18 protein-coding genes and 1 pseudogene are annotated in these 11,514 nt (G+C 29.1%); 16 read left to right on the forward strand and 3 right to left on the reverse strand.

Going from position 1 to position 11,514, the window contains the following annotated elements; translation table 11 throughout:
• Nucleotides 1-208 precede the first annotated feature (208 nt).
• Nucleotides 209-601 (reverse strand): helix-turn-helix domain-containing protein, encoded by a 393-nt coding sequence (locus IDG45_RS13240; protein WP_000664916.1) that lies wholly within the window; start codon nucleotides 599-601, stop codon nucleotides 209-211.
• 167 nt (nucleotides 602-768) lie between these two features.
• Between IDG45_RS13240 and IDG45_RS13245 the strand changes: the two genes are divergently transcribed.
• From IDG45_RS13245 to IDG45_RS13255, 3 genes are all read left to right on the forward strand, one after another.
• Nucleotides 769-987 carry a DUF739 family protein gene (locus IDG45_RS13245; protein WP_001209962.1) on the forward strand — a complete coding sequence of 73 codons (219 nt, stop codon included), beginning with the start codon at nucleotides 769-771 and terminating at the stop codon, nucleotides 985-987.
• Between the two features lie 26 nt (nucleotides 988-1,013).
• Entirely contained in the window at nucleotides 1,014-1,289 is a 276-nt protein-coding gene (locus IDG45_RS13250) for a hypothetical protein (RefSeq protein WP_000932237.1), read from the forward strand.
• 264 nt (nucleotides 1,290-1,553) lie between these two features.
• Nucleotides 1,554-1,724, forward strand: coding sequence for a hypothetical protein (locus tag IDG45_RS13255; RefSeq protein ID WP_000662665.1), 171 nt, complete (start codon nucleotides 1,554-1,556; stop codon nucleotides 1,722-1,724).
• Here the strand turns inward: IDG45_RS13255 and IDG45_RS13260 are convergent.
• A complete protein-coding gene (locus tag IDG45_RS13260) occupies nucleotides 1,713-1,919 on the reverse strand; it encodes a hypothetical protein (protein ID WP_000800340.1) in 207 nt (68 codons plus the stop codon). The genes IDG45_RS13255 and IDG45_RS13260 overlap by 12 nt on opposite strands.
• Nucleotides 1,920-1,978: 59 nt before the next feature.
• Here IDG45_RS13260 and IDG45_RS13265 point away from each other — a divergent pair, with 59 nt between their 5' ends.
• The 13 genes and pseudogenes from IDG45_RS13265 to IDG45_RS13325 all read left to right on the forward strand — a co-directional run bounded on the left by IDG45_RS13265 (nucleotide 1,979) and on the right by IDG45_RS13325 (nucleotide 10,885).
• Nucleotides 1,979-2,662, forward strand: a complete 684-nt coding sequence (locus IDG45_RS13265) for a BRO family protein (protein ID WP_111063754.1) — start codon at nucleotides 1,979-1,981, stop codon at nucleotides 2,660-2,662.
• A 98-nt stretch (nucleotides 2,663-2,760) separates the two neighbouring features.
• Nucleotides 2,761-2,922: a DUF1270 family protein gene (locus IDG45_RS13270; protein ID WP_000072840.1), complete on the forward strand. Its 162-nt coding sequence runs from the start codon at nucleotides 2,761-2,763 to the stop codon at nucleotides 2,920-2,922.
• Between the two features lie 87 nt (nucleotides 2,923-3,009).
• A pseudogene (locus IDG45_RS13275) lies at nucleotides 3,010-3,326 on the forward strand (DUF2482 family protein).
• The gene (locus tag IDG45_RS13280) at nucleotides 3,316-3,582 is read left to right on the forward strand and encodes a hypothetical protein (RefSeq protein ID WP_000786635.1); all 267 of its coding nucleotides are present in this window, start codon (nucleotides 3,316-3,318) and stop codon (nucleotides 3,580-3,582) included. Before IDG45_RS13275 ends, IDG45_RS13280 begins: the two are co-directional and overlap by 11 nt.
• Nucleotides 3,583-3,586: 4 nt before the next feature.
• Entirely contained in the window at nucleotides 3,587-4,837 is a 1,251-nt protein-coding gene (locus tag IDG45_RS13285) for an SNF2-related protein (RefSeq protein ID WP_001002734.1), read from the forward strand.
• Nucleotides 4,834-5,145 (forward strand): hypothetical protein, encoded by a 312-nt coding sequence (locus IDG45_RS13290; protein ID WP_001082075.1) that lies wholly within the window; start codon nucleotides 4,834-4,836, stop codon nucleotides 5,143-5,145. The genes IDG45_RS13285 and IDG45_RS13290 overlap by 4 nt, the downstream gene beginning before the upstream one ends.
• Nucleotides 5,138-5,443: a VRR-NUC domain-containing protein gene (locus tag IDG45_RS13295; RefSeq protein ID WP_000160835.1), complete on the forward strand. Its 306-nt coding sequence runs from the start codon at nucleotides 5,138-5,140 to the stop codon at nucleotides 5,441-5,443. Before IDG45_RS13290 ends, IDG45_RS13295 begins: the two co-directional genes overlap by 8 nt.
• On the forward strand, nucleotides 5,433-7,259 hold the full coding sequence (locus tag IDG45_RS13300; protein WP_031927619.1) for an AAA family ATPase: 1,827 nt from the start codon (nucleotides 5,433-5,435) through the stop codon (nucleotides 7,257-7,259). Before IDG45_RS13295 ends, IDG45_RS13300 begins: the two co-directional genes overlap by 11 nt.
• A gap of 17 nt (nucleotides 7,260-7,276) precedes the next feature.
• Nucleotides 7,277-7,483 carry a hypothetical protein gene (locus IDG45_RS13305; protein WP_001250666.1) on the forward strand — a complete coding sequence of 69 codons (207 nt, stop codon included), beginning with the start codon at nucleotides 7,277-7,279 and terminating at the stop codon, nucleotides 7,481-7,483.
• Between the two features lie 45 nt (nucleotides 7,484-7,528).
• Entirely contained in the window at nucleotides 7,529-8,011 is a 483-nt protein-coding gene (locus IDG45_RS13310) for a DUF669 domain-containing protein (RefSeq protein ID WP_000140895.1), read from the forward strand.
• A gap of 281 nt (nucleotides 8,012-8,292) precedes the next feature.
• Nucleotides 8,293-10,011: a hypothetical protein gene (locus IDG45_RS13315; protein ID WP_000560476.1), complete on the forward strand. Its 1,719-nt coding sequence runs from the start codon at nucleotides 8,293-8,295 to the stop codon at nucleotides 10,009-10,011.
• A gap of 103 nt (nucleotides 10,012-10,114) precedes the next feature.
• Nucleotides 10,115-10,504 carry a hypothetical protein gene (locus tag IDG45_RS13320; RefSeq protein WP_000394569.1) on the forward strand — a complete coding sequence of 130 codons (390 nt, stop codon included), beginning with the start codon at nucleotides 10,115-10,117 and terminating at the stop codon, nucleotides 10,502-10,504.
• A 75-nt stretch (nucleotides 10,505-10,579) separates the two neighbouring features.
• The gene (locus tag IDG45_RS13325) at nucleotides 10,580-10,885 is read left to right on the forward strand and encodes a MazG-like family protein (protein WP_000792984.1); all 306 of its coding nucleotides are present in this window, start codon (nucleotides 10,580-10,582) and stop codon (nucleotides 10,883-10,885) included.
• Nucleotides 10,886-10,907: 22 nt separating this feature from the next.
• Here IDG45_RS13325 and IDG45_RS13330 read toward each other — a convergent pair whose 3' ends face one another.
• A complete protein-coding gene (locus tag IDG45_RS13330; RefSeq protein WP_224108959.1) occupies nucleotides 10,908-11,387 on the reverse strand; it encodes a hypothetical protein in 480 nt (159 codons plus the stop codon).
• Nucleotides 11,388-11,514: the final 127 nt, after the last annotated feature.

An 11,514-nucleotide genomic window follows, 5' to 3' on the forward strand; every position in this document is an offset into this window, starting at 1 on the left:
CAAAGGAGAAAAAAAGAAGACAACCAAGCCCAATAATGGACTGGCCGCCTAATAATAAAAACTCTAAAAGTTGTAATTTAAAATAGTTCTTTAAATTATATACCCACCACATTTGGTGGAGAACCGTTTAATTATGCATAATTTGATATATAAAAAAAGAAAGACGTAGTAATACTAATACAATGATTAGTAAAATGAGCGTCTTTCTTTATTTATCGCTATTTGAATTTGTATTTCTTTTGATTTTAATATATTCGATGAAGTTCACGATTTCTTTCATCTCTTCATCTGTGACATCATCTTTTATATGTGCTGCGATGATTTGTTCATTTTGATTTAAATGACGTTCCTCATCAGTAGGACGTTTAGGTGATACATCATAACCCAACAGCCAAGCTTCGCTAACATCTAGAACTTTAGATAAAACATAAAGTTTCTTTTGTCCAGGGCTAGTTTTACCATTTACATATTGGCTTAAATCGGTTTTGGTTATTTTAGCACCGTTATCACTTAGTAATTTAGATTTATTTATAATGTCTATTTGTTTCATTTGTTTATCTAACATTGCTTTCTTCAATCTAGAACTAAATGATTCTTTCATTTTAAGAAACCTCCAATGCAACTTATAGATAAATTATAGACAATTTTGAACAAAAGTTCAATAACTACATTCAAAAAATATGAACAAAAGTATTGCGTATTAATTTTTAATGTGATAAATTAAGTTCATAAAGTTCAAAAAAATTGAACTAAAAAGGAGGGATATTTATGCGTTTTGATTATTCAAGTTTAAATGGGAAAATAGTTGAGAAATTTGGTAGCAGATATAGCTTTGCTCATGCAATGCAATTGTCGGAAAGGAGTATATCGTTAAAACTTAATAATAAAGTTGGTTGGAAAGACAGAGAAATATTTAAAGCTGTAAACTTGTTAGAAATTAAAGAGTCAGAGATTCCAATTTATTTTTTTAACACAGAAGTTCAATAGAATTGAATTATAAAGGAGTGAACAACATGTTAAATATTCAACTGAATGAAGCAATAATTAACGAATTAGTACAAAAGAAAGTTGATGAAATTTTAAGTACCTACAAGAGGCAAGTTGCAACCGTTGATATTAAAGATTTAGTGGAGATTACAGGTTTAAGTAAAGCAACGCTAATACAAAAGATAGTCTATGAACCTGAAATTGTAGCAGTGACAAGACGAGTAGGCACAAGAGTGTTATACCTTTATCCGCAAGTATTAGATGCTTATCAAACGCTAATCAATCGAATTGGAGGACATTAACCACATGAGTAATAGTCAATTATTCAAAAACGAAACAGAACGAGCTGATTGTATGAAAAAAATTCTGAATGATCAACTGAAAATAAAACTAGAGAACGAGAAAGTTATACAAATTAAGGATTTAAAAGGTGTGAGATGAAGAAAAATAAATTAATAGGAGGAATGACAAATGTTTTGGTTAATCGTAAGTATTTTAGCAATGATTCTTTCAATCGTGTCAATAGCAATAAATTTAAATAATAAAGAATCAAGGAGGAAACTCAAATGAAAGAACCACAAAATCGTTTGAACAAAATTTTAGAAGGTATCAATGGCATGCCCAAATATGAATGGGACAGAATTGTGCAAGAAGTTGAAAGAGTATACAGCCATAAGACCGTCAAGGTGGAGCTTGACAGTCACAGCTGTGAAGTACTTAAGAAATCACTTAGTTAAAACTTGGATGAAACTTGGATGAATACGGTAGTGAACATTATCAATCTCAATATTGATGTAATCGTAATCAAACAGTGTATCGATTTTTTCTTTATACCAATGATTTACATCGTTATATGAGTTATCGATAATTACGTTTTCTTTATTAGACAAATTAACCCATTCACCAAGTAAACAAGCGTAAACGTTTTTCATATCTATCACCTCCTTCCATTAGGAGATATCTAAATTATACATGAAAGGAGCAAAAAAATTTGCAAGAATTACAAACATTTAATTTTGAAGAATTACCAGTAAGGACATTAGAAGTTGACGGTGAACCATATTTTATAGGAAAAGATGTTGCTGACATATTAGGTTACACAAATTCAAGAAAAACTTTATCTGACCATGTAGATGAGGAAGATAAGCTGACGTCACGAATCGTTACGTCAGGTCAAAACAGAAATGTAACGATCATCAACGAATCTGGATTATACAGTTTAATCTTTTCTAGCAAATTAGAAAATGCGAAGAGGTTCAAACGTTGGGTAACTTCGGAAGTTTTACCATCACTAAGAAGAACGGGAACATACCAAACAAAACCATTAACTACATCAGAACAAATTCAATTAATAGCACAGGGCAACACAGAATTAGATGAACGTGTTACTAAAATCGAAGAAACATATCCAATTATGCATGGAGAAGCGAAACATATTCAAAGGTTAGTTGCTCAAAAAGTTGCGGAAATTGTGAGAAACAAATTTAACGGTTTCTACGACGAAGTATCAAGAAAGTTATTCGCTGAAATATATAAAAGTATTAAAAATATTTTCGACGTACCGAGTTACAACTGTATACCTCGTGGACGATATCAAGAAGCGATTAGATTTGTAGAGAGATGGCAACCATCATATGAAACAACGTACCAATTAGAAATGAAATTAACAGAATAGGTAGGGGTCACAATGAGTGATGAAATGGCAACTTATTAGTTTAACAAAATGTATGAACTAGGAATTGTTCACGAAGTATTAAGTCAGGGAGGATGCGAATGTCTAACACATATAAAAGTTACATCATAGCAGTAATGTGTATAACAATTTTAGCAATTTGTTTAATGCCATTTCTGTACTTCACGACAGCATGGGTAATTGCTGCAAGTACTGGCATTGCAATATTCATTTTCTATGATGAGTATTTTTTTAGAGAATAAAAAAACTGACTGCTAACGGCAATTAGCAATCAGAAATTAAAAAAACAATTAACAAATAAATTATATCAATTTTGGGGGAAGACAACAATGACTAAAAAATATAAAGACATGACGCAGGAAGAATTAAGAGATTTATTGGCTAAAAAGAATGGAGAATTGTTTGAATTAGTGAATGAAATCAATAAAGAAACTGAATTTGACGCTTTACTTTTTTCAACTGTAGGGGTTAGTAATGGACATACTACATCATCGTCACATTGTGCGCTTGGAGATATTGCAGGTCTTGCTAATTTATTGAATAACGAAAATGATTACCACGATATCGCAAATGTTATCGAAATGTATAAATTAAAAAAATTTTAGGTATAGATGACGACAAGGATGATGACAACAATGAAGAATGATGCTAATGAAAAGATGTTTGTTCTATATCAACAACTATTTGATGAGTTTAAGAAAACAAATGAAAACTGCTTATTGGAAATCGAACAGACATCAACCTCACAGATTATTATTAATTTTTTACATTATCACGATAGTTATAAAACAAATAATAAGTTATTACAGATATTAGAAGTATATCCAGAGTCACATGAACGGATGAAGAACTATATTATATCGGTAATGCGTGGGCAGATATTAGTTAAGAAAGGTGTTTAGTTTTATGAATGAAATTAAGCTTTATGCTCATCAACAAAAGGCACTCGATATGACAGAACAACATAATAAAGTTGCTTACTATCTTGATATGGGTTTAGGTAAAACATTTGTTGGTTCAGAAAAGTTGTGGGAATTAAATACCCCCTACAATTTAGTTGTCTGTCAAAAATCAAAAATAACTGATTGGTACCAGCATTTTAAAGATTATTATTCAGATGATTATGAAATCATCATTTTTGATAAACAACGTATTGAGAATATAAAACCAAATAGTATTTTAATCATTAATTATGAAAAAGCTATAGCGAGACCTGAACTGAAAAAATTAAAAAAATTTACATTGCTTTTAGATGAATCTCAATATATCAAAAATCCTAAATCAAAACGTACTAAACTGATTGTAAATGAATTAAATCCCGACAATATCATTTTATTAAGTGGTACACCAATCGATGGTAAGTATGAAGAATTAATAACTCAAATTCACTTATTAGGATGGAAGATTAAAGAGAGTATGTTTTTGTCTCATTATACAAATAGACAATGGGACGAAAATGAAATGAAGTATAAAATCATTGGTTATAAAAATATAGATAGGTTGAAAAAGAAATTACGACAATATGGTTGTGTGTTTATGAAAACTGAAGAAGTTTTTGATTTACCAACTCAAACTAATATTTTCTTAAAACCAAAAAAGACAAAAGAATATGATGAATTTATTAAAGAAGGTATTGTCACACTATCTGATAGAAAATTAATTGCAGAAACGGCATCTGTAGGTAATATGAACGCAAGATTACTTTGTACTGCATTTAATCAAAATAAATTAGTTATGTTAAAAGAATTGATTGAAAGTACTGAAGATAGATTGATTATTTTCTATCAGTACAATTTAGAAAAAGAAGCAATTGAAAATATAGTGGATGAATTAAGTAAACCTATATCTTATATCAACGGTGAGATAGTAGATAAAAAATCATATGAGAATTGTAAAAACAGTGTGACACTCGTCCAATATCAAAGTGGCAGTTTTGGTCACAATCTTCAAAAAGCAAATAAAATCATCTTTTTTGGTTTGCCCAATCGCGTTTCATATTTTGAACAAAGTAAAAAACGAACGCATCGTATAGGGCAAGAAAGACCATGCTTTTACTATTACATGTTAACTCTAGGTACATATGAATGGAAAAACTATCAAACTTTAGTCGATGGCAAAGATTACAATGATGAATTATTTAAGGAGGCATCAACATGAATAGAAGTAAGAGATATACAGAAGAAATTTTAAATGATACAAGATGGACCACCAGAGAAGGTGATGTTTTAGAGCCTATAACAATGGAGGAGGAGCATATTCAAAATACTTTGAACTTATTGTACAAAAACCGAGATCAATTATGGTTAGGTTGTAGAAACTTTAAATTAATAGATGTTTATGAAAATGGTGAAGATTTCTTCCAAAAAGTAATTCGAAAATCTACTATTTGGAATTCATTGATTAATGCGTTAGATAAACCAGCTACAAAATTTAATTTCGAATATGAAGGTGGTCATATTGACTAAACATTATAAAAATGAAGCGGCTTTTCAAAAAGACGTAATGCAATTTTTAAAATCACAACCTAATGTATTTGCAGTTAAATATTGGGCAGGTAACCAATTTACTGTAAATGGAATACCCGACATATTAGCTTGTATCAATGGTCAATTTCATGGTATTGAACTAAAAACTAATACTGGAATTGTTAGAGGTATACAAAAAGAACGTATGAACCAAATTCGTGAAGCAGGTGGTTATGCATATGTGTTACGACCTAAAGATTTTCAAAATTGGAAGTTGAGGTGGTTTGATGCAATTTAGTTATTCAAGAGTTGATTTATTTAAACGTTGCCCTTATCACTTCAAATTAAGATATATCGATAAACTCACTGAATTACCAAACTATGAAGCAAACAGCCCACTTATAGTTGGTCATGCATTACACACTGGTATCGAAAAAGGCAAAGACGCAATGCTTAATGAATACTTCAATGCTTTCCCAATTGTCACTGATGATGTCATTAATGAAGCAATTAAATTAGAACATAACCTTGAAAAAGCAGAAACGTGGTTAGCAAAAATTGATACTAATATCAATTTTTATAACGATTATGAGTTTATACATGAGTTTCAAATTAATAAACCTGAATTCATTGGGTTTGTTGATTTGATAGTTAAACGAAAAGCTACAAATGACATTGCCATCATTGATTTCAAATATAGTAATGCAGTAGATAAATATAAAGAATCGCCTCAACTCCAAATATATAAACATTACTTAGAAGAAGAAGGGTACAACATTATTTCAATGGGGTACTTATTTTTACCCAAATCAAATATAAGACAAAAGAAAGATGAAAGTATTATTCAATTTAGAAATAGGTTACATCAAACAATGAAAAAATTAAAAGTGACTTTTATCAAAATTGAACCACAAGAAATGGATATCATTTATTTCTTAAATGAATGTAGGGAAATCTCTAATGCTATTCGAAATAAAACATTTGATTGGTTAGAAAATCCAAAAGATGAATGTTTTGCTTGTAATCCTAGATTTGCACCTGAGTATTTAGAACAACTAAGAAATGAAGAAGGAGAATTAATTATGACACTACCTAAGAATATACGACGAGAGAAGAAAATTGATGAACGTCCTGATTTTTGGATTTATGGAGATTCCTATGTAGGAAAATCTACATTTGTAGACCAGTTTGATGACTTATTATTTTTAAATACTGATGGTAATACTGATAATACAACGTCGCCTGTAGTATACATTAAAGATGAAGTTACTAAAGAAGGTAGAATTACGAAACGTAAATTTGCGTGGGAACAATTTTTAGAAATTATTTCAGAATTAGAAACTGATACTGAAAGTGGTTTTAAAGCAATAGCAATAGACTTATTCGAAGATTTAAGAGAGCATTGTAGAATTTACGTGTTTGATAAAAATGGTTGGGAACATGAGTCAGATGGTGGTTATGGGAAAGGTTGGGCAATGGTTAAAACGGAATTTAATAATGCCATTAAACGACTTAAAAATTTAGGATATCAAATCATATATATTAGTAAAGAAGTTAAATCAGAAACAACGCTAAAAGGTGGAGCAATTCGCACTAACTTTATACCAAACATTGACGATAAGACTGCTAACTTCACAACGGGTACGGTTGATTTAACAGTTCGAGCTTTTATTAATGGAGATGGCGAACGTTTATTACAACTATCGAAACAGCGTAATGTGTTCGGTGGTGGACGTTTCAATTTCTTAAATGATACTTGTGAATTAAATAAAAATGAATTTGTACAAGAATTAGTAGCAGCTCAAAAAGCATCACATGCTAAAGTCACGTCTAAAACTAAAAAGCAAGTTGAACCAATTTCTACAGAAATTATTGAAGAAAAACCTAAAACAAAACGTGGAAGAAAAAAGAAAGAATCCGTAGAAGTTGAAGAAGCAGTTGAACAAGTACCACCAGGCGAAGAAGAAACAGAAGAAGTCATTGAAGAACCTAAACGAAAAACTAGAAAACGAAAATCATCTACTAAAGAAGTAGTTGAAGAAGCAAAAGAAGAAAATGAAACAGAAGATGAACCTAAACGTACTAGAAGAAGTAGACGTAAAAATGCTGAATAGATTGGAGAATAAACATCATGAGAAGAGAATTAAATACAACAGAACAACATTTTGCAACAACACGATCAGAAGCACAACGAATTATTGAAGAAGCTAGAGATGAAGAGAAAAGTAACTTAACATCACAAACGATTGATTGTAAGAACAATAAGTACGGTGAATTTTATGTGGTCACACTTAAGTTCACCTTCAACACACCAAAAGATATTATGGCATATGAATAATATAACAACACGACATAACATTATAAGAAAAGGAATGATTTAACTATGACTGAAACGATTAACTGGGATAAATTTGATAAACAAATAGATAATGAAGAAATTAAAAATGCAATTAATGACGCTAAAAACAGTGATTTTCCTGATATTCCGGATGGCGAATATGAAGTAGCATTAGAAAACATGGTATTAAAACAAAGTAAAAAAGGCGACCCAATGTTAACAATTACATTCGTTATTTTAGAAGGCGAATTTACTGATGAGAAAATTTGGTACAACGGTGTAATGCAACCAAGTAATGATAAAGCTATTGGTTACCAAGTACATAAAAACAATGTAATGCTACGAAGTTTATTAGACCAAGATGAAGAAGATGAGAGTACAGTATTCTTTAAAGGTTTCAAACAATACAATGATTTAGTGTTAGATTTAGCAGAAGAATTAGTTGATTCAGAACTCGCATTAGAAATCAAAACTGATAAAAAAGGATATCAACAATACAAAATTACTGAAGTGTTTGAAACAGAATAACAATTAAATAGCCCGATTTATTTCGGGCTATAAATTTAATATATAATATTTTGGCTTCTACTAAAAACATAGATTATGTCATTGCTTATTGTTCGAATAAAAGCAAATAAAATTAATACAGTTAAAATGAAAAACAGAATGATTATAGAGAGCTAAAAGGTATTAAATATAATAATTTAAAAGTCCTCTCATTTATATTGCAATTTTTCTTTAATAAAATCCATAATTCATAATCGCCGCCATTTCAATTAGTGTAGTTAAAACATTTTATTAATAGGGGTGTGATTGCGATACTTTTTTATGATTTTGAAGTTTTTAAATATGATTGGTTAGTTGTCATTGTTGATTCAGATACTAAACAAACTCATACAATTATAAATGACACAGAAGAATTAACGGATTTTTATAAGAAACATAAAACAGATTTTTGGGTTGGATATAACAGTCGAGATTATGATCAATGGATTTTAAAAGGAATACTGTCAGGATTTAATCCTAAAGAAATTAATGATTTTATTGTGAAAGATAAAAATAAGGGTTGGCAATTTTCAAGAGTATTACACAAAATACAGTTGTTTAACTACGATGTTCAAACAGGGTTCCATTCATTAAAGCAATTAGAAGCTTTCATGGGTAACGATATAAGAGAAACAAGTGTAAATTTTGATGTAGATAGAAAATTGACTGAAAGTGAAATACATGAATCAGTTATATATTGTAAACATGATGTAGAACAAACAATTCAAGTGTTTATGAAGAGGTTTGAAGAATTTGAATCACAGATTGCTTTAATACAAACTTTTAATTTACCTATAAAATATATCAATAAAACGAAAGCACAATTAAGTGCTTTAATACTTGAAGCTCAACAACCTAAAGTAAAACGTGATGATGAAATGGACTTTTCTATACCCGATACTTTAAGAATTAATAAATATCATGAAGTGATCAATTTTTACCAAACAACAAGAAATTATAATCAAACACTAAAATTAAATGTTGCAGGAATACCACATGACTTCGCATGGGGTGGATTGCATGGAGCTAGAAAGAATTATTTTGCTAAAGGTTACTTTTTAAATGTTGATGTTCAATCTTATTATCCTGCACTAATGATTGAGTATGACTATTTAAGCAGAAATGTTCCTAATAAGAAAAAATATCGTCAAATAAGAGATAGACGACTAGAATTAAAAGCTAAAAAAGATAAACGACAAGCGCCTTTTAAGATTGTTTTAAATAGTACCTATGGAGCGATGAAAGATAAACATAATGGTTTATATGATCCAAGGCAAGCAAATAACGTTTGTGTTGCTGGCATGCTTTTACTACTTGATTTAATCGAAAAATTAGAACCACATTGTGAAATTATTCAAAGTAATACAGATGGTATTTTGATTAAGATGCACAAACTAGAGGATTTTGAATTAATTGATGATATCTGCTTCGAATGGGAAACTCGCACTCATATGGAATTAGAATTTGACCATTTCACTCATGTTATTCAAAAAGACGTCAATAATTATATTTTAGTTAATGAAAGAAAAAATATTTATAAATCTAAGGGGACATACGTAAAAAAATTAAATGATTTAGATAATGACTTACCTATAGTAAACAAAGCTGTTGTTGATTATTTTATTAAAAATGTACCAGTTGAAAAAACAATAAGAGAATGTGATGATTTAATTCAATTTCAAAAAATAGTAAAAATCAGTGGTAAGTACCAGCATGCAATTTATGGTAATCAAGTGATGAACGAACGAGTATTTAGAGTTTTTGCGTCTAATGATATAAATGATAAATCATTAATGAAAGTTAAAAATAATAAAACTGAAAAGATAGGTTACACACCAGCTAATTGTTTTATTGATAATCGAAATATTATAGGTAAAAAGACACCTCGTCAATTGGATAAGAGCTGGTACATTACAATTGCTAAGAAGCGAATTAATGATTTTAAAGGCGAACAATATGGACAACTCGGATTTAATATTTAGCATTAGCTATATATATGAAACAGTAATTAAAAATGGTGTGGAATATTAAGAAATAGTTAAACTGCATTTAAAACATAACAGTATTGATTGGAAGTGATAGTATATGGAATTTAAATTTTTAGATAAAAATGGAAAAGAAACATTAATTGTAAAACGCTTAACTTACAATACATATACCTTAAAAGGTAAAGAAAACACACAGTTAAGCAATATAAGTTTGCAAACAGATGCAATTGGTGTAATGGAATATAAGAAAAATTTCAACTTATATACTCAATTAGAATACGAAAGAGAATTAAGTACTAATACAAGAATTGAATATACAGTTTTGGATTTGTTAATCAGTGCAAATTTTAATCTAAATAAAGTTAATACAGGAAATTTAAATGAAGATAACAAAAGGGATTCAATTGGCAAACATCAATTGTCTATGGCAGTTGAATTTATTTCAAAAGGTTTAGATTTAAGTTCACCAATCAAAGTAGATAAATAATTAATTTGTGTTCTAATCAATATTTATACCGATGTAAAAAAGTACAAAGTTGTATATAGATAAGGAGAATTATAAATGAAGAATTTAATACATAAAGTAGAGGAATGGAGTATTGAAAAAAATTTACATTTAGCTAAACCAGATCGACAAGCACTTAAGTTTTTCGAAGAAGCGGGAGAAATTGCTGCTGCTTTATCGAGAAGTGACAAAGAAGCTCTAAAAGACGGGATAGGCGATACTGTAGTAACTCTAATTATACTAGCTCAACAGCAAGGATGGACATTAGAAGAATGCTTACAGTATGCCTATGATGAAATTAAAAATCGAAAAGGTAAAACAATTAACGGTACTTTTGTAAAAGAAACAGATTTATATAAGTAAGAATTTGAAAATAAGGTTTATTTTAATACTTATTTAATAAATCTGTAATTGGAAGTAGAAATTGATTTGAAGTATCAATTTTAGCAGTTACTATTCCACGAGAAGTTCTAATCTCTAAGTTTAGATTTTTATAAAAATAAATATTTTCATGTTTTTTAAAATAACAATAAAAGTTTTTAGCGCCATAACTCTCAATTAGAAATGGAATTGATTGAGTTTTAAGGGTTGGTTCATCATTTATTTTAATTATAATTTTTTCATCTGTATCACATAAAACTTCATTGATAAAAATACCAGTAATTGAAATAGGTTCTGACGAATTATTTACAATTTGAAAATGACTATAAAAACCTTTATTAGGTATAAAATAACAATTTAGAAATCGATAAGAAATATTAAATTTTTGTTTATCCCAAGTTCTCATAACATTATAAAAAGTAACGCTCAATGATAACATGGCAATGAGTAAAGAAAAAACACTTATAAATACCAAAAAAATCACCCCTTTGGTTTAATACTTATTATTATAACCATACTTTAAGGAAGAAGAGTTAATTAATTTATGATTCAATTAATAATTAACAGGTCCTCATTTATAACTATTACTAGTTTTTATTAGATTACTGATG

The organism is Staphylococcus sp. EG-SA-10, from assembly GCF_017151945.1.
Taxonomy (GTDB): Bacteria; Bacillota; Bacilli; order Staphylococcales; family Staphylococcaceae; genus Staphylococcus; species Staphylococcus aureus.

What these genes read in the sequence shown, in the direction of transcription:
- IDG45_RS13290 (WP_001082075.1), top strand. Translation starts at nt 4,834, where the DNA reads ATGAATAGAAGTAAGAGATATACAGAAGAAATTTTAAATGATACAAGA.
- IDG45_RS13240 (WP_000664916.1), bottom strand. Translation starts at nt 601, where the DNA reads ATGAAAGAATCATTTAGTTCTAGATTGAAGAAAGCAATGTTAGATAAA.
- IDG45_RS13320 (WP_000394569.1), top strand. Translation starts at nt 10,115, where the DNA reads ATGGAATTTAAATTTTTAGATAAAAATGGAAAAGAAACATTAATTGTA.
- IDG45_RS13325 (WP_000792984.1), top strand. Translation starts at nt 10,580, where the DNA reads ATGAAGAATTTAATACATAAAGTAGAGGAATGGAGTATTGAAAAAAAT.
- IDG45_RS13305 (WP_001250666.1), top strand. Translation starts at nt 7,277, where the DNA reads ATGAGAAGAGAATTAAATACAACAGAACAACATTTTGCAACAACACGA.
- IDG45_RS13255 (WP_000662665.1), top strand. Translation starts at nt 1,554, where the DNA reads ATGAAAGAACCACAAAATCGTTTGAACAAAATTTTAGAAGGTATCAAT.
- IDG45_RS13310 (WP_000140895.1), top strand. Translation starts at nt 7,529, where the DNA reads ATGACTGAAACGATTAACTGGGATAAATTTGATAAACAAATAGATAAT.
- IDG45_RS13245 (WP_001209962.1), top strand. Translation starts at nt 769, where the DNA reads ATGCGTTTTGATTATTCAAGTTTAAATGGGAAAATAGTTGAGAAATTT.
- IDG45_RS13260 (WP_000800340.1), bottom strand. Translation starts at nt 1,919, where the DNA reads ATGAAAAACGTTTACGCTTGTTTACTTGGTGAATGGGTTAATTTGTCT.
- IDG45_RS13280 (WP_000786635.1), top strand. Translation starts at nt 3,316, where the DNA reads ATGAAGAATGATGCTAATGAAAAGATGTTTGTTCTATATCAACAACTA.
- IDG45_RS13250 (WP_000932237.1), top strand. Translation starts at nt 1,014, where the DNA reads ATGTTAAATATTCAACTGAATGAAGCAATAATTAACGAATTAGTACAA.
- IDG45_RS13285 (WP_001002734.1), top strand. Translation starts at nt 3,587, where the DNA reads ATGAATGAAATTAAGCTTTATGCTCATCAACAAAAGGCACTCGATATG.
- IDG45_RS13300 (WP_031927619.1), top strand. Translation starts at nt 5,433, where the DNA reads ATGCAATTTAGTTATTCAAGAGTTGATTTATTTAAACGTTGCCCTTAT.
- IDG45_RS13270 (WP_000072840.1), top strand. Translation starts at nt 2,761, where the DNA reads ATGTCTAACACATATAAAAGTTACATCATAGCAGTAATGTGTATAACA.